Source organism: Acidithiobacillus ferrooxidans ATCC 23270 (assembly GCF_000021485.1).
GTDB lineage: Bacteria > Pseudomonadota > Gammaproteobacteria > Acidithiobacillales > Acidithiobacillaceae > Acidithiobacillus > Acidithiobacillus ferrooxidans.
The window spans coordinates 613,165-629,961 of sequence record NC_011761.1; the positions used below are offsets into that span (position 1 = coordinate 613,165).

Annotated in this window: 12 protein-coding genes and 1 pseudogene; 8 read left to right on the plus strand and 5 right to left on the minus strand. The window is 56.7% G+C overall.

The features are described from left to right. The 4 genes and pseudogenes from rhuM to AFE_RS15940 form a co-directional block, all read left to right on the plus strand. Window positions 1-975 carry a virulence protein RhuM/Fic/DOC family protein gene (gene rhuM / locus AFE_RS03240; RefSeq protein WP_012536283.1) on the plus strand — a complete coding sequence of 325 codons (975 nt, stop codon included), beginning with the start codon at window positions 1-3 and terminating at the stop codon, window positions 973-975. Continuing rightward, window positions 975-2,666: a restriction endonuclease subunit S gene (locus tag AFE_RS03245; RefSeq protein ID WP_012536284.1), complete on the plus strand. Its 1,692-nt coding sequence runs from the start codon at window positions 975-977 to the stop codon at window positions 2,664-2,666. The genes rhuM and AFE_RS03245 overlap by 1 nt, the downstream gene beginning before the upstream one ends. Further along, window positions 2,608-4,518 carry an SIR2 family NAD-dependent protein deacylase gene (locus tag AFE_RS03250; RefSeq protein ID WP_157293221.1) on the plus strand — a complete coding sequence of 637 codons (1,911 nt, stop codon included), beginning with the start codon at window positions 2,608-2,610 and terminating at the stop codon, window positions 4,516-4,518. Before AFE_RS03245 ends, AFE_RS03250 begins: the two co-directional genes overlap by 59 nt. A gap of 449 nt (window positions 4,519-4,967) precedes the next feature. Next, a pseudogene (locus AFE_RS15940) lies at window positions 4,968-5,327 on the plus strand (transposase); the annotation flags it as partial. A gap of 224 nt (window positions 5,328-5,551) precedes the next feature. Here AFE_RS15940 and fdhD read toward each other — a convergent pair. The 3 genes from fdhD to AFE_RS03275 are packed head-to-tail and all read right to left on the minus strand — an operon-like array spanning window position 5,552 to window position 8,944. Next, window positions 5,552-6,409, minus strand: coding sequence for a formate dehydrogenase accessory sulfurtransferase FdhD (gene fdhD, locus AFE_RS03265; RefSeq protein WP_012536288.1), 858 nt, complete (start codon window positions 6,407-6,409; stop codon window positions 5,552-5,554). Further along, window positions 6,379-6,678, minus strand: coding sequence for a hypothetical protein (locus AFE_RS03270; RefSeq protein WP_009567441.1), 300 nt, complete (start codon window positions 6,676-6,678; stop codon window positions 6,379-6,381). The genes fdhD and AFE_RS03270 overlap by 31 nt, the downstream gene beginning before the upstream one ends. Next, entirely contained in the window at window positions 6,668-8,944 is a 2,277-nt protein-coding gene (locus AFE_RS03275) for an FdhF/YdeP family oxidoreductase (RefSeq protein ID WP_012536289.1), read from the minus strand. Before AFE_RS03275 ends, AFE_RS03270 begins: the two co-directional genes overlap by 11 nt. A 227-nt stretch (window positions 8,945-9,171) precedes the next feature. On the opposite strand from AFE_RS03275, the gene AFE_RS03280 reads away from it, so the two are divergent. From AFE_RS03280 to fghA, 4 genes are all read left to right on the plus strand, one after another. Next, entirely contained in the window at window positions 9,172-11,103 is a 1,932-nt protein-coding gene (locus tag AFE_RS03280) for a sigma-54-dependent Fis family transcriptional regulator (RefSeq protein WP_012606622.1), read from the plus strand. 413 nt (window positions 11,104-11,516) lie between these two features. Beyond that, entirely contained in the window at window positions 11,517-12,101 is a 585-nt protein-coding gene (gene gfa / locus AFE_RS03290; protein WP_012536292.1) for an S-(hydroxymethyl)glutathione synthase, read from the plus strand. 98 nt (window positions 12,102-12,199) lie between these two features. Beyond that, window positions 12,200-13,309 carry an S-(hydroxymethyl)glutathione dehydrogenase/class III alcohol dehydrogenase gene (locus tag AFE_RS03295; protein WP_012536293.1) on the plus strand — a complete coding sequence of 370 codons (1,110 nt, stop codon included), beginning with the start codon at window positions 12,200-12,202 and terminating at the stop codon, window positions 13,307-13,309. Further along, the gene (fghA, locus tag AFE_RS03300; protein ID WP_012606625.1) at window positions 13,309-14,163 is read left to right on the plus strand and encodes an S-formylglutathione hydrolase; all 855 of its coding nucleotides are present in this window, start codon (window positions 13,309-13,311) and stop codon (window positions 14,161-14,163) included. The genes AFE_RS03295 and fghA overlap by 1 nt, the downstream gene beginning before the upstream one ends. Before the next feature lie 24 nt (window positions 14,164-14,187). Here fghA and AFE_RS03305 read toward each other — a convergent pair whose 3' ends face one another. Further along, window positions 14,188-15,150 (minus strand): CysB family HTH-type transcriptional regulator, encoded by a 963-nt coding sequence (locus AFE_RS03305; protein ID WP_012536295.1) that lies wholly within the window; start codon window positions 15,148-15,150, stop codon window positions 14,188-14,190. A 55-nt stretch (window positions 15,151-15,205) separates the two neighbouring features. Continuing rightward, complete coding sequence (locus AFE_RS03310) at window positions 15,206-16,654, minus strand: sigma-54 dependent transcriptional regulator (protein ID WP_012536296.1); 1,449 nt, start codon at window positions 16,652-16,654, stop codon at window positions 15,206-15,208. Between the last annotated feature and the right edge of the window lie 143 nt (window positions 16,655-16,797).

Consider the following 16,797-nt stretch of genomic DNA (forward strand, 5'->3'; position numbering starts at 1 on the left):
ATGAGCGACGTTGTCATCTACGAGGCCGAGGGCGGCCAATCCCAGCTGCGGGTGCGGCTGGACCACGAAACCGTGTGGTTGACCCAAGAGCAGATGGCAAGCCTGTTCGGACGCGAACGGTCGGTGGTGACCAAACACATCCGCAATATCTTCCAGGAAGGCGAACTGGCCGAGGATTCAGTGTGTGCAAAATTTGCACTTACTGCCGCCGACGGCAAAACCTACGATACCGCCCACTACAACCTCGACGTCATCATCTCCGTCGGCTACCGGGTCAAGTCCCGCCAGGGCACCCGCTTCCGCCAGTGGGCCACGGGCGTGCTGCGCCAGCACATCGTCTCCGGCTACACGGTCAACGAACAACGGCTGCGCGAGGAGGGCGTCAAGCTGCGGGAGATGCAGCGCACCGTGGCCCTGCTGGCCCGTACCCTCACCCACCAGGAACTGGTGACCGAAGCGGGCCGGGATGTCCTGGCGGTCATCACCGACTACGCCTATGCGCTCACCCTGCTCGATCGCTACGACCACGGCACCCTGGCCATCGAAGGCACCACCGGCGGACTGCGCCAGGCCATCGGCTACGAAGAAGGCATCGCCATCGTCGCCGGCATGAAAGGCCAATTCGACGGCCTGTTCGGTCTGGAAAAGGACCAGGGCTTCAAAAGCGCCCTGGCCACCATCCACCAGACCTTCGACGGCCGCGAGCTCTATCCCAGCGTCGAGGAAAAGGCCGCCCACCTGCTCTACTTCATCGTCAAGAACCACGCCTTCAGCGATGGCAACAAACGCATCGCCGCCGCCCTGTTCATCACCTTCCTGGCCCGCAACGACATCCTCTACCGCCCCGACGGCGGCAAACGCCTGGCCGACAACGCCCTGGTGGCCCTCACCCTGCTCATCGCCGAAAGCCGCCCGGACGAGCGCGACACCATCGTCAAGGTGATTGTCAACCTGATCAACCGGAGCAACGACTGATGGCGATGGATCACCCGCAGGCGCTGCCCAGCCTCGATGTCTGGACCTCGGCGCTGCTCAGCAAATCCACCGCCGGGCGCGGCAGCAACGGCAAGCTGGAGGCCTATGGCATCAAGAAATTGCGCGAGCTGATTCTGGAATTGGCGGTGCGGGGGAAGTTGGTGCCGCAAGACCCGAAGGACGAACCGGCGAGTGCGTTACTCAAACGCATACAGGCTGAAAAAGCTAGATTGATTGCGGAGGGCAAGATTAAGAAAGACAAGCCGCTACCGCAGATTAGCGAGGAAGAGAAACCTTATGCTTTGCCTCTGTGTTGGGAATGGGTGCGGCTTCCAGAAATTTATTTATCGATTTCACCAAGCGGAAGCAAGTTGCTCTCCTCTGCGATAAAGGATGCTGGAACTTTTCCGGTTGTCGATCAAGGTCAGCGTTATATCGCAGGTTATACCGATGACGCTGCATTATTGATTAACCTGCCAGGCCCAGTAATTGTGTTTGGAGATCACACAACAGAGAGAAAATACATTGATTTCGACTTCGTCGCGGGAGCTGATGGAGTAAAAATTCTCAGGCCGATTTTGCAAGATGAGCATTTTTTCTTTCGCCAGCTACAAGGTTACCGCCTTGAAGAACGAGGCTACGCAAGACACTTCAAAGTATTAAACGACAATCTGTATGCATTGCCTCCAATCGAAGAACAACACCGCATCGTCGCCAAAGTCGATGAACTCATGGCCTTGGGCGACCAACTGGAGCAACAGCAAACCGACAGCCTCGCAGCACACCAAACCCTGGTCGAAACTCTGCTCGGCACGCTCACCCGCGTCGGGTCACAACAGGAATTCAGCGCAGCCTGGACGCGCATCGCCAGCCACTTCGACACCCTGTTCACCACCGAAGCCAGCATCGACCAACTCAAACAAACCATCCTCCAACTCGCCGTCATGGGCAAACTCGTCCCCCAAGACCCCAACGACGAACCGGCGAGTGTGTTGTTGGGAAAAATCGCGAAAGAAAAAACGCGGTTGTTCAGCGCCGGTGAAATACGGAAGCAAAAATCGCTGTTTGAGATTGGTGAAGGGGAAAAACCGCATCCGTTGCCCAGATCGTGGGAATGGGCAAGATTTGGGGATATTTCATATCAAATAACTGATGGTGCTCACCATACGCCGACATATGTAAACGAAGGCATACCATTTCTGTCAGTGAAAGACATGAGCGCCGGCAGGCTCGACTTTTCTGATACTCGCTTCATATCAAGAGAACAGCACGAGGAGCTGATCAAGCGCTGTTTCCCGCAAAGGGGTGATCTGCTTCTTACCAAGGTGGGTACGACCGGCATACCCATCCTTGTTGATACAGATGAGGAATTTAGTATTTTTGTGAGCGTCGCATTAATTAAGTTTCCGCTGAACCATATACATGGACGCTACTTGTCATTGTTAGTTAGTTCGCCATTGGTCAAACGGCAGTCGGAAGAAGGTACAGAGGGAATCGGTAACAAGAATTTGGTGTTGAGGAAGATCGCAGCGTTCGTCTTGGCAATTCCGCCGCTCGCCGAGCAACACCGCATCGTCGCCAAAGTTGATGAACTCATGGCCCTGTGCGATGCCCTCAAGGTGCGCCTCGCCGATGCCCAAACTACCCAACTCCACCTCGCCGACGCCATCGTCGAGCGGGCCGTCTGCTGAGTGGCAAGACATGACGCCGGCGCTGCATAAAATCTGGTGTGACGAAGACGAGCATTACCGCTACGAGCACTTTGCCGATTTCAACGAGTGGCTGCATAGCGAGGACGGGCAGGCTGCCCGGGTTGAATATGGCGTCGATGTCTTGCCCCAGCCCAGCAAGGCGCTTTTCGCGGGTGACAGAAGCAGTTATGACGAAGCGTTTCAGGCGTTTCGCAAAGAACGCCGCCACGAAGCGCTGGGCGAATCCTGGTTTCAAGAGCAGCTTGGTGATGATCACTGGTTCCAGCGCAATGTGGATCACTTCATTCAGCTTGTCGATCTCATGGATGCCGGGGCGGTGGTGCCGTTTGTCGGGGCGGGCATCTCGGCATCAGCCGGTTTCTCAAGCTGGAAAGATCATCTGCGGCACCAGGGTAAAACAGCGCATATCCCTTCGAACCGTATTGAAGCGCTATTAGCCGGCGGCGACTACGAAACCGTTCTGGAAGAGATTGAGGCCATCCGTGGCCGCGAGGTGTTCATCAACGAAATTCGCGATGAGTTCTCCCGTAACCTCACCATCCCCGATGTGGTCTGGCGCATCGCCGAAATGTTCACCGATACGGTCATTACGACCAATTACGATCGTCTGCTGGAGCAGTCTTTTGAAACCGGCGAGGCAGGCGGGGTTCAGGTGATCAATGGCCTGAATGCACTGGAGCAGCCCGATCCGAAGAAGATCACAGTCATCAAGCTGCACGGCGATATTCGCGAGCCGAAGCGTTGCATCCTCAGCAAGAACCAATACGACGAAGCCTACGGCAACGGCAGCCTGAATATGCACAAGTCCATACCCAAGCTGCTCGCCTACCACTACAAGAACAGCAGCCTGCTCTTTCTGGGCTGTAGCCTGAGCAATGACAGGACGGTTCAGGTGTTCAGGAAGATCAGGGAAGGCATGGGCGAAGAGGAGGCCAAACAGCACTTCTCCATCGAGCAAGCCCCCGAAAGTCTGGAAGAGATTGCGCAGCGCAACGCGGAACTGGCCAAGCTGGGCATCACCCCGATCTGGTTTGAAAAAGGGCGTTATGAGTTAGTCGAAAGCATACTCAGCCTCGCCAAGAACGAGCTGCGACACCGGGGCATCGCGCCTCAGCGGCTTCCCGTTGAAGAGCCGCCAATCAAACTGGATATGGACCTGAGCCATTTCCTCGGCGACTTCATCGACCTGATGCCATTACTGCACTGGTTGCACCGGGCTGTTCCTCAGACCGCAACGCGCCAATATCTTTCTGCCATGCAGCGCGTGTTTCATGGGCATTCTTTCGCCACCCGGCAAGCGGACGAGAATCTGCGGATGGCGCTGGATAATCTGCTTCGTGTTTTGTCGAATTCGGTAGAGTTTGACGGCTATGCCCATGGAAAACTTTCAGTGGCCTTCAGGTGCCTGCAGCAATACCTGAAGTCCATAGGCGAAGATAATCATCTGGACGATGATTTTGAGTGGAACATTTACGAACTGTTGACCATTCCCGAGTTGCAGCTTGAAACGATCGTGGCGAATAAAGTCGATGGGAGCTTTGATTATCATGCGATACGTTTGATTTCTGCCCTGTTGCAACACGGGCAGAAGCAGCGCATGTCGCCAAAATCATTTTGTGAATTGCCGAGTGCGGTAAACCATGAGTTTGGCGACTACATATCACTGGCGCTCTCCGCAAGTCTGGGCGTCAGCGTCCCTGATCGCCTTGATCAAATCTATACGGGTGATATTCAAAGCTTATGCGAAGACGCCTGGAATAACTTGGGTAAGCCAATTGATCTCAGGTTTTTTGATCGAGTGAAATGGCTGTTTGCACAAATTCTTCAGTAGGCATGGGAATGGCCGCTGACGCGATCCGGCCGGCCAAGCCGCCGCCGCTGGCTTTTAGGCTTCAATCAGCCGTATGCCTACCCAGCCCCTGATTACCCGTTTTATTGAGTGTGGTCACCCAAATCGATGGTTCACTGGTCAACATATTTGAGGGGCAGACGGCGGCATAAAAAAGCCACGCAGCCCGATTTTGTGGGTGGGCGACGTGGTTTTGGATTTAGCGGTTTTTCAGAGCGGCGGGTCGTCGGCGGATGGCGGATCGGCAGCTTTCCTATGGGCCTGTGATCGTTCTTCGTAATACCGATGAATCTCCCCTTAGTACTGGCTTTCGAAGCATTCCGTGAAGCGCTGCAGAAACTCCAGGACCGTGACGGCGGCCTCGTCGGAGAGCGGCGGCATGGGCGTCTGGTCGTTGCAGGGGTAAGAGATCATGACGGGCTCCTCAGCGGCGACAGCCACTGGTCTTGCACTCCGACAATGGCGCCCCGATGAAATCATCCACCCTGCCGGCCAAGCTCTACGATCTGGGGATCACCCCGTCCCGGGGCCGACCACGGGTCAGCAATGACAACCCGTATTCAGAGCCCTTGTTCCGAACGCTGAAATACTGTCCGCAGTGGCCGGAGAGTGGCTTTGCGGACCTCGACACCGCACGAATCTGGGTGCGTGATTTCATCGCCTGGTATAACCATGAGCATCGTCACAGCCGCATTCGCTTCGTGACGCCGGCCCAGCGTCACCGGGGCGAGGGTCACGCGCTGCTGGCGAAACGTCATGGGCTCTATGAGGCGGCCAAGGCGAGAAATCCTGCGGTACTGGGGGCTTTCATCTGGCGGCCCACGATCGACTACGAAGATCTGGTCAGCCGCGACAAGGCGAGCCTGGACATTTTCTGGCTCAGGGACGAATCCCTGGAGGATGCAGAGAATCTACCTGCCCTCGCACTGATCCTGCAGGAGATCATGGAGGATCTGGAAGGGGCCTTGGCGCAGTTGCGGGAAATGGCGGGAGATTTGGGGGGCTGATTCAGGCACTACCCGTTTTCACAGAGCAGGTCGTGGATTGTTGCAGCATTCCCGCGAAAGCGTTCGCCGTGGGCGTAGATGGTCAGGCGCTGATCCCGCGCGTAACCGACAAGGGTAAGATTGTGGGTCTGTGCAATCCGGATCGCCAGACTGCTGACTCCGGAGATCGCCGCTACGATGGGAACCTGAAAGCTCAAGGCCTTGAGGGCAATCTCAAAAGTCAGCCGCGAAGACACGCCCAGCAGGATATTTCCGGAAGGCGGCCATCCCTGCCGGAGCGCCGCGCCGATGGTCTTGTCAACGGCATTGTGGCGGCCGATGTCTTCCCGCACCAGGGTCATGCCGTTGGTGGCGGCCAGGACGGCGGCGTGTGCGGTTCCGGTATGCCGGTTCAATCGCTGATGAGCGCGCATCTCATGAAGCAGATCATGCACCAGTGCGGGTTCCGCACAGACATCGTGGTCTATGGGTATGGGTGCGAAAGGGACGAGGTGCTCGAAGTTCGGGGTGCCGCAGAGACCGCAGGCGCTGCCGCCGATTACCAGACGCCTTTTTCGGGCGGCTCTGGCTTCGGCCTCCGCCGAAACCTGCAGGTAGAGGGTCGACCCTTCCGGAATACAGACAGACTCCCAGGTGATGATATCGGCGACCGACCGGATCACCCCCTCACCGTAAAGGAACCCCATAAAGAAATCTTCCAGATGATCGGGGGTGATCATCATCACCGCATAGGGCTTGCCATTGAGGATCAACGAAACCGCCATTTCCTCCAGGATGGCTTCTTCGCATTTCACTGAACCGTGCGCGCCGTCCATGCGCCTGGCCGGAGACCAAACTATTCCGTTGCCGCCTGCATCTGTGCGCATAGGGCCCTCCCTTCCGATGTCAGCGTGATGACGGTTCTGCCCCGTTGTTCTTCCGGGCGAACATAATGAAGCCCACCCCATTGTTCCGAGCTTCCCAAGAGCAGAAGCAGGCGCTCCATCTGGCTGCGGGGAAGGCCGAGAGACTTGCAGGCTCTGGCCACCGACACTGGCCCTTCCGTGCAAAGCATCCGGAGTAGGGCAATGATCAAGTCCTCCGGAGCGGCATCGGGTGTATTCCGGTCGTTCTCCGCCTTACGGTCAGGCGACATGGTGTTCGCCTCCCTTTGTCCGCGCCAGGGTCACCGGGATCGATTTGGACGTCGGCGTGCGGGCGCGATCAGCGTAGCTGGACAAGGGCACCAATACGTTCAATTCCGGGTAATAACCCGCGAGCATCCCTTTGGGAATATCGAACGCAACCAGCAGGAAGTCTCGAGCCACACGTTCACCGTCTGTCCAGTGCGAGGTGATGTCCACCCAGTCATTGGCCTGAAAACCCATGTCCCGAATATCCTCCGGATGCATGAAACACACGTTGCGCAGGCCGGATACGCCGCGATAACGGTCCTCGTAACCATAAATCGTGGTGTTGTACTGATCGTGGCTGCGAATCGTCATCAGGGTGAAGAGCTTTTCGGAGGTCTGCGGCACAAAATGGTCGTCGGCGATGGTGGACAGCGCCTTGGCCAGAAAATTGGCCTTGCCGCTGGCAGTGGGCCATACCCGTGAACGGGGTGGCAGATCCAGATGAAAACCCCGTGGTTTATGGACCCGTTCGTTGAAATGCTCGAAACCCGGCACCACGCGCGCAATGCGGTCGCGAATGAGGTCATAGTCCCCCATGAGTTGCAGCCACGGGGTGGGGCTGAGCGGCAGGGTCGCCCGCGCCAGACGCGCCACGATGGCACATTCCGACAGCAGGGAAGGGGAGGCCGGCTCGTTCATCCCCTGGGAGATGTGCACCATGCAGAAGGTGTCCTCCACCGTCACGCCTTGGGGGCCAGTTTTTTGGATGTCGATCTCCGTGCGTCCCAGGCAGGGTAAAATCAAGGACTGTTCGCCGTGGACGATGTGGGACCGGTTGAGTTTGGTGGTCACATGTACCGTCATCGCGCAGCGCCGGAGCGCTGCGTGGGCGCGCGCCGTGTCGGGTGTGGCGTTGGCAAAATTGCCACCCAGCCCGAAAAAGAACTTGGCTCGCCCATCCTCCATCGCTTCGATGCTGGCTACCGTATCGTAGCCATGCTGCCGCGGCGGCGCAAAATGGAACTCCGCCCCGAGGCGTTGCAGAAACTCCGGGGAAGGTTTCTCATATATCCCCATGGTCCGGTCACCCTGCACATTGCTGTGACCGCGAATCGGCGAGGGCCCGGCGCCAGGTTTGCCGATATTACCCTTGAGCAGCAGCACGTTCAGGAACATCTGGATGGTGGCCACCGCGTGCTTTTGCTGGGTAATGCCCATTCCCCACGTAAATATGGCGGCCTGTCCCTGATCATAGATGCGCCCGATCTCCTCCAGATCGTGGCGGCTGAGGCCGCTCTGTTCCTCGATCTGTGTCCAAGGCGTGTTCATGACCAGATCGCGGAAACCGTCAAACCCCTGGGTATGCTCCTCGATAAACGCCTGATCGGGGTTCCCGGACTCCAGGATGGTGCGGGCAATCCCCATGGCAATGGCGTAATCGCCACCGCTCCGGGGCTGGTAGTAGTGGCTGGCGATGGGGGTGGCGTGATTGGTGAGCATCTCCACCGGATGTTGGGGATGCAGGAATCGCTCCAGTCCGCGTTCATGCAAGGGGTTGAAGACCAGGATACGCGCACCCCTTTTGGATGCCTCGCTCAGCGTCGCCAACATACGTGGGGCACAGGTCCCAGGATTATGACCGAACATCAGGATGGTATCGGTCAGTTCAAAATCATCCAGGGTTACCATGGCCTTACCTACCCCGATGGATTCGGGCATGGCCAGGCTGGTTGGCTCATGACACATGTTGGAACAGTCGGGGAGATTATTGGTACCGAATTCCCGCACAAAGAGCTGATATAAAAATGCGGCTTCATTGGAGGTACGCCCAGACGTGTAAAATATGGCCTCGTCGGGGGATGCCAGGGCATTGAGTTGCGCGGCGATCCGCGCAAAGGCGGTATCCCAGCTGACGGGTACGTAGCGGTCACTCTGCGGATCGTAAGCCATGGGCTCGGTCAGACGCCCCTGCTCTTCCAGAAAATAGTCCGTTTGCTCCGCCAGCCAGGACAGGGTGTGCGCTGCAAAAAAATCCGCGGTCACCCGTTTGCCGGTAGCTTCGGCGGCGACGGCCTTGACCCCATTCTCACAGAACTCGAAACTGGAATGCGCCTCGGGATCTCCCCAGGCGCAACCCGGACAATCAAAACCTTCCGCCTGATTCATTTTGAGGAGCAGGGCGGCACCGTCCGTCAGCGCGTGTTCCTGACGCAAGCTGCGCAGCGAGGCACGCAGGGATCCCCAACCTCCCGCCGGTTGTTGGTAATGGGTGATCTTGAACGAAGACATAATCCCTCCGGGAATGATCGAAATGTACGGGGCAGCATCACCAACCAGTTGCGACTCATGATACAATGACAACACCATTAGCAGTTTTCGCGCCAGGGGTGCATGATCGTGTCGATTATTATATCTCCAAACGCTTATTTGACTCGGTATTCCCCCAGAACCAGACTATTGGCAAACCGGATGAAGGTGGACATACGATAATGTCTCATTATGATACGGATCCATCAATGGATAATGACTATATAACCCATGCCTGGGATCGTTGCACCGGACAATATCGGTTGGACGTGAATGGTGCCCCGGAACTGCAAAGACTGGATGCGGGCAACCTCGGGCGACTGCTCGAGGAACAGCATCTTTTTGTAGAGATCGGATCTGCGGAAATGACGCGTCTGATTAAACAGACGTTGCGATTTTCCGAGGATGCCATGCTGCCGTCACCAGATTGTACATTGCTGTTGCTGGATGCCGGCGGTGTTGCTCTGCACGCTGTCGGAACGGAACTCGAGAGCGGACGTGATGCCCGCTATTCGGGTATGGACGCCGGATTCATATGGCGGGAAGAGTATGTCGGGGTGACCGGACCGAGCCTTTGTCTGCATGACATGAAGCCCCGCATGGTCCACCGGGAGGAGCATTTATTTAGGAACTTTGTGGAGATGGCGTGCTGCGCGATGCCTATTTGGGCGCCATCTGGCGCACTGCTGGGGGTGATCGATTCAACCTATTCCCGCAGCGGTTATGCGAAGTCGGCATATGTCTCGGTCATGCCGCTGCTGGCGCAACTGGCACGGCGGATCGAAATGAAATATTTCGCCCGGAATTATCAGGACCATGTCATTCTGTCGGTGAACAGGCTGAACGACTATACCGACCATGATGATGAAGCATTGTTTGCAATTAACGAGAATGGCGTCATTGTTGCGGCGGAATTCGCGCTGACGAAAGGCACTATCGGTGATGCCAAGGGCGGTCTTGTTGGTGCGAACTTGCGGGATGTGTTCGACGTTTCGCTGGACAAGATGCTGGACGATCACCATCGTGCCGAAAAGTCGCACTCCAGAACCCTGCTCCGGAATACCGGAAGGCATGATGGTCTGCGGGTATTTTCGCTGCCGGACAAAGTGTCGTTCACGGCTGTCGTGAACGGTATTCTCCGGAATACACCGCATTCCAGGGACGAAGCTTCGGTTCAGGTGCATGATTCCCTGTTGGCGTTGTCGGGCGATGACGCGGTGGTATCGGAGAATATTCGTCGTATCCATAAAGTATTGAACAAAAACATCAGTATTCTGCTACTGGGCGAAACCGGCACTGGCAAAGATACCCTTGCGCGCGCCATACACCGCGCCAGCGATAGAAGAGATAAACCTTTTGTTGCGATCAATTGTGCAGCCATACCCGAATCGCTCATCGAGAGCGAGCTATTCGGGTATGAGCCCGGCTCCTTTACCGGGGCGAGTCGCGTGGGCAAGCAGGGTAAGGTGATGGCCGCCAATGGTGGCACGCTGTTCCTCGATGAAATCGGAGACATGCCCGCCGCGCTTCAGGGGCGTCTGCTGCGAGTTCTCGAAGAACGGGAGGTTACCCCCCTTGGTACCACCAAAGCCAGCCCCGTAGATATTCGGGTGATCAGTGCAACCAATAAGTCGATCAATGATCTGGTGCAGCAGGGAGGCTTTCGGACTGACCTGCTTTATCGGATTAATGATGTCGTGCTAAGCCTGCCGCCACTGCGGGAACGGAGCGATAAAATCCGGCTCGTGGAAACCATTTGTCAACAGGAATGTGGCGTATCTGAAATGGAGATATCAGCGGAAGTATGGAATATTTTTCTGGGTTATTCCTGGCCTGGTAATATCCGCGAACTTCGTAGTGTGATTCGTACTGCCCTGGCGCTGAGTGATGGTAATGCCATCCGCTGCGAAGACCTGCCGGAACGGCTGGTGACCGGCGAAAGGGCCGGTGGCCGCGTAACAACGGCACCGGCGACCACACCACCATGGAGCGATAGCGACGCGCTGGAGCGGAACAGAATCCTCGCGGAGTTGGAGCGTCACCACTGGCGGGTGATCGATACCGCGAAATTCCTCAAGGTCAGTCGTAATACTTTGTACCGTAAAATGCGCCTGTATGGCATTATGGACGCTGACGCATAAATTGGTGTCTATTGCATCAATGCAGTCTTATGATTGGCAGGAAAAGCATGATATCCTGCTTTTCCGTACATCATTTCACCGGAACATTCTTGCATCGTTTTTCTCTGGTGCCGGTTCTGCTGCAATCGCAGCAGAGCCGGGCGGGATGCATCGCCCGTGTGACATTATGTCATCTTCAGATGAACATTATGTGCAGCGTCGGGCCGGATAATACGATCATTGCGGCGTGATGGCCCATGCCCCCTTTCCCCAAGAACACGTGGAAATCCGTCGGCGCACAATGGCACAATAATTGCTAATCATTTGTGGATCCGGATTTCATGTCTCGAAAAGTTTTTTGCCGCACCATTGTCCTTGGGCGTCAGATGGTGCTCAAGCATATACCGTTGAATTCTGCTTAGGAGGTATTGGATATGCCAAGCTCGGTTACCATTCATCCGTCCGTGGATCATGGGGTCACAGCGGGATCGTCCCATTTTCATGGGGGTACCTTACATTGCCATTGCACCCATAACCCGGTGCTGGTGGAGGTGAAGTCGCAACTGGCCCACAATCATGCGTGTGGTTGCACCAAATGCTGGAAGCCCAAAGGCGCCAAGTTTTCGGTGGTTGGGGTCGTGCCCAGGGATTCGGTCACGGTGCTCGAGAACGGCGATAAACTCCATGTGGTCGATCCGAGTGCGGTGATTCAGCGCCACGCGTGCAAGGGGTGCGGCGTTCACCTGTTTGGCCGCATTGAAAATAAAGACCACGCGTTTTATGGTCTGGACTTCGTTCACTCCGAACTGTCGCCGGAGAAGGGTTGGGCGGCCCCCGAATTCGCGGCCTTCGTCTCGTCGATCATTGAAGGCGGTTTGGCTGCCCCGTCGGAAATGGCGGGAATCCGCGCGCGGCTGACGGAACTGGGGCTGGCGCCCTATGACTGCCTCTCGCCACCGCTGATGGATGCGTTGGCGACCCACGCCGCAAGGCAAAAAGGCGTTCTCAAGGAAGCCTGATGATATCGCAGATCCGCCCCATGGTGCACCCGACCGAAAATGCGGTGGCGCCGAAGGCGGGGTTTTAGCAAAAATGATTCTTACAGGAGTCCACAGTCATGGATGTTCGCGCAGCAGTCGCCTTTGAGGCGGGTAAACCACTGGTCATCGAAACCGTGCAACTGGACGGTCCCAAGGAGGGGGAGGTACTGGTGGAGCTCAAGGCCACCGGCATCTGCCACACCGACCATTTTACCCTTTCCGGTGCAGATCCCGAGGGCCTGTTCCCGTGTATTCTCGGCCATGAAGGCGCCGGGATCGTCGTTGACGTTGGCCCGGGTGTGAAGAGTGTCAAAAAGGGCGACCACGTCATTCCCTTGTATACTCCGGAATGTCGCGAATGCGAGTATTGTCTTTCGCGCAAGACCAATCTCTGTCAGAAGATTCGGACGACCCAGGGGAAGGGACTGATGCCCGACGGGACGACGCGCTTTTCGTTCAAAGGCAAGCCGTTGTTCCATTACATGGGTTGTTCGACCTTCGCCAATTATACCGTGATGCCCGAAATCGCCTTGGCCAAAATTCGGGAGGACGCCCCCTTTGACACCACCTGCTATATCGGCTGCGGGGTAACCACGGGCATTGGTGCCGTGGTGTTTACGGCGAAGGTGGAACCGGGTGCCAATGTGGTGGTTTTTGGACTGGGCGGCATCGGCCTGAATGTGATTCAGGGCGCCAAACTGGTGGGCGCCAACATGATCATCGGGGTGGACATCAACCCGGCCCGGGAGGCCATAGCCCGGAAGTTCGGCATGACGCATTTCGTCAATCCGAAGGAGGTGGAAGGCGACCTCGTATCCCATCTGGTCGAACTGACTCATGGTGGTGCGGATTACAGCTTCGAGTGCATCGGTAATGTAAAAGTCATGCGTCAGGCCCTGGAGTGCTGTCATAAAGGCTGGGGTGTTTCCTGCATCATCGGTGTTGCCGGCGCCGGCCAAGAGATATCGACCCGCCCCTTCCAGTTGGTTACCGGACGGCGGTGGATCGGCAGTGCGTTCGGCGGCGCCCGCGGGCGTACCGACGTTCCGAAAATAGTCGACTGGTACATGGAGAAGAAGATCAATATCGACGACCTGATCACTCACCGCCTCAAGCTGGAAGATATCAACGAAGGGTTCCATCTTCTGGAAACGGGGCAATCCATTCGCAGTGTGGTGGTGTATTGATGGCTCCGCTAGAAACACGGGAAGAGCATCGCTGCTTTGGTGGACGCATGGGTTATTATGCCCATGCGTCCAGTGCCACGGGGGTGTCCATGAATTTCGCGGTGTACCAGCCGCCCCAGGCATTGGGTGGTGCCCTGGTCCCAGCCCTGTATTACCTGGCGGGGTTAACCTGCACTGAAGAAACGTTCATGATTAAGGCTGGCGCCCAGCGTCTGGCCGCCGAACTGGGGCTGATGCTGGTCGCCTGCGATACCAGTCCCCGCGGACTGAACATCCCCGGTGATTCTGATAGCTGGGACTTCGGCGTAGGGGCAGGGTTTTATCTCAACGCAAGAATGCTGCCCTGGACCCGGAATTACCGGATGGGCAGTTATGTTGATCATGAGTTGCCTACCTTCATCGAAGAACATTTCCCGGCCTCTCCGGAACGCCGGGGTATTTTTGGGCACTCCATGGGCGGTCACGGGGCACTGGTGCTCGCTTTGCGCAATCCGCAACACTGGCACTCGGTATCGGCATTTTCGCCCGTCTGTAGCCCCAGTACGGTGCCCTGGGGAGAAAAAGCCTTTGGGAATTATCTGGGGCCTGACCGTGAGCAATGGCGGGAATGGGATGCCAGCGTGCTGATGCGCCAGCGTCCCCACCCCAGCGAGATACTGGTGGATCAGGGGGAAGCGGATCCTTTTCTTGCGGCGCAATTGATACCGGAGGCTCTGGAGGCCGCCGCGGAGGCTTCCGGACAACAACTCCGTCTGCGACGGCATCCGGGCTATGATCATTCCTACTGGTTCGTCCAGACCTTTGTGGAGGATCACCTCCGTCACCACGCCCTGCAACTGGGCTGCGCCGCCTGAGATTTTCTGTCTTGCGGATTTGAATCACGAACCGGAGGGTAACGGCAATAACGCCCTGGAAGCAACTGTGGAATCCAGGGCCCGATCCACCGTGTTGCGATCGAGGTGTGGCGCGTATAACGCTATGAAGGTGTATAGATACCCGCGTAAATAGGTTCCCTGCCTCAAGGCCAGGTAGGTGGTGCTGGGATCGAACAGGTGACTCGCATCGATCACCTCCAGCTTGATGTCCCGTACAGGGTCATAAGCCATTTTGGCGACGATGCCTATCCCTAACCCCAGTTCCACATACGCCTTGATGACGTCGGAGTCTATGGCGGAAAGCACGATGTTGGGGGACAGGCCGCGATTGGCGAAAGTCTTGTCGATCAGGGAGCGCCCAGCAAAGGCCTGGTCGTAGGTTACTATGGGATAGGCGGCGACTGCTTCCAGTGTCAGTGGCTGGCTTTGCAGCAGCGGATGGCCGGTAGGGGTGATCACGACGCGATTCCACTGATAACAGGGCAGGGCGACAAGGCCCGCGTAGGAATTCAACGACTCCGTTGCGATCGCCACGTCTGCCTCCCCCGCCGCAAGCATCTCCGCGATCTGGGTAGGGTTGCCCTGGCGCAGGCGCAACTGAACCCCTGGGTAGCGTTCCGTAAAGGTCTTTATCGCCTTGGGCAAGCTGTATCGCGCTTGGGTATGGGTGGTGGCGATCACAAATTCCCCACGATCGCCCTGAGAAAACTCCTGACCTACTTTTCGGATATTCTCGATATCGCCGACTACCCGCTGTGCAAAAGTGAATATCTGCTCGCCCGCCGGGGTCATTCCGATGATGCGCTTCCCTTTGCGCACGAAAAGCGCCACATTGATCTCCTCTTCCAGGAGTTGGATCTGTTTGCTCACCCCCGGTTGTGAGGTATACAGACTGTCGGCGGCGGCCGACGCATTGAAGTTCTGGCGTACCACCGCGCAGATGAAACGAAGCTGTTGCAGGTTCATGGTCTGCTGCTCACCCAGGCCGGTTGGCCTGCGCTGCGATAGGTCAGCAGTCGCATCAGGCGATCTCTATATCAATGGCGTAACGCTTGATTTTGTTGGCCAGGCCCACCCGGGAAAGGCCGAGCGCCTCGGCGGCACGACTTTGATTGCCGTGGAAACGTTTCAGCGCGGAGATGACCATGCCACGTTCCAGACTTTCCGTATGTTCCTTTAATGTGCCGCCTTCCGTTGCCGGCGTGGGCTGTTCCGGCTCTTTCCTCCGGTAGTTGATGATCGTGTCGGAAAGGCGATCCGCGGTGATGGGTTGCCCGGATGGGGCGAGGGCTACGGTCCGGCGAATTTCATTTTCCAGTTCCCGCACGTTTCCCGGGAATGGATACTGGCGCAACAGGTTCAATGCCTCATGATCGATACCGGCATAGGATTTACCCAGACTCATGGAGAATTGTCTGGCAAAATGTTCCGCAAGCAATCGAATGTCTTCCGGTCGTTCACGCAGTGGCGGAATGCGGATTTCGAGGCCCTTCAAACGATAATACAAATCCTGCCGAAAGCTGCCCTGCTCCACCAGTTGGTCGAGCGGCACATTGGTGACGGCGATGATCCGTACATCGGAATAATGCGTTTTATCGCTGCCGAGCGGTTTTACTTCGCCGGATTGCAGAAAGCGGAGCAAATTGGCCTGCAAGGAGACGGACATATCTTCTATTTCGTCCAACAGGACCGTGCCACCATCCGCGGCGGAGAACAGACCGAGACGATCACTCAGCGCCCCGGTATAAGCGCCGCGGCGATGTCCAAACAATTCCGACTGGAGCAATTCTGCAGGCACGCCGCCGCAGTTTTGCGCGAGAAATATCTGTTCGCGGCGATGACTGTGGTAATGAATGCCGCGCGCGAGCAATTCTTTCCCGGTGCCCGTCTCACCATAGATCAGTATGGGTAAATCCGTGGTTGCGGCATGCTTCGCCAGATTGCATATTTTGTTCATGGCCTGACTGCAGAAGAATAATTCGTCGAACTGGTGCGGCGATTGATCTGGATTCGAGTCGGCTGCTGCTGCCTTGGATTTCAGCTGTCTGGATAAATCATGGGTGAGTTGGCGATGTTCGCGGGAGATTTCACGGTATTCCAGCGCCCGCTTCAGGCTCAGGGCTACCAGCTCGGGGAACAGGGGCTTGCGCAGGTATTCGTAAACGGCGGCCACATGCAGGGCGTCGGCAAACTCGCCGGAGTCCGTACCCAGGCCACACAGAAATCTTATCGCCGTCGGTTGCCGGGTGCGGAAGTCGAAGAGGCACTGGGTGCCCGACATATCCTCCAGTTGTGCGTCGCAGATGATGGCATCCACATGATGTGTGCTGGCGAGGCCCAGCGCCTCGGCTCCGCTGGAGACGATGATGCATTCATAGTGTATGGACAGTGCCCAGCTCAGGTTGCGGGCTTCCTGCTCGTCCATCAGGGCCAACAAAATGGCGGGAACCGCACGCTGGCTTGCTTCCATCTGTACCTCGGCGTGAAAAGGAAGTATGCATATAGTATATTAACTTTCTTTGCAGCGACGCAAGCCGTTCCAGGCATGTTTTATATATCTAGTTGTTCAATAACAATATTATTGTTTGGCATCCTTTCTGCTTAATGGCTCAT

Coding starts and splice junctions, on each gene's coding strand:
- rhuM (WP_012536283.1), top strand. CDS start 1: ATGAGCGACGTTGTCATCTACGAGGCCGAGGGCGGCCAATCCCAGCTG.
- AFE_RS03245 (WP_012536284.1), top strand. CDS start 975: ATGGCGATGGATCACCCGCAGGCGCTGCCCAGCCTCGATGTCTGGACC.
- AFE_RS03250 (WP_157293221.1), top strand. CDS start 2,608: ATGCCCAAACTACCCAACTCCACCTCGCCGACGCCATCGTCGAGCGGG.
- fdhD (WP_012536288.1), bottom strand. CDS start 6,409: ATGCGCACAGATGCAGGCGGCAACGGAATAGTTTGGTCTCCGGCCAGG.
- AFE_RS03270 (WP_009567441.1), bottom strand. CDS start 6,678: ATGTCGCCTGACCGTAAGGCGGAGAACGACCGGAATACACCCGATGCC.
- AFE_RS03275 (WP_012536289.1), bottom strand. CDS start 8,944: ATGTCTTCGTTCAAGATCACCCATTACCAACAACCGGCGGGAGGTTGG.
- AFE_RS03280 (WP_012606622.1), top strand. CDS start 9,172: ATGGATAATGACTATATAACCCATGCCTGGGATCGTTGCACCGGACAA.
- gfa (WP_012536292.1), top strand. CDS start 11,517: ATGCCAAGCTCGGTTACCATTCATCCGTCCGTGGATCATGGGGTCACA.
- AFE_RS03295 (WP_012536293.1), top strand. CDS start 12,200: ATGGATGTTCGCGCAGCAGTCGCCTTTGAGGCGGGTAAACCACTGGTC.
- fghA (WP_012606625.1), top strand. CDS start 13,309: ATGGCTCCGCTAGAAACACGGGAAGAGCATCGCTGCTTTGGTGGACGC.
- AFE_RS03305 (WP_012536295.1), bottom strand. CDS start 15,150: ATGAACCTGCAACAGCTTCGTTTCATCTGCGCGGTGGTACGCCAGAAC.
- AFE_RS03310 (WP_012536296.1), bottom strand. CDS start 16,654: ATGGAAGCAAGCCAGCGTGCGGTTCCCGCCATTTTGTTGGCCCTGATG.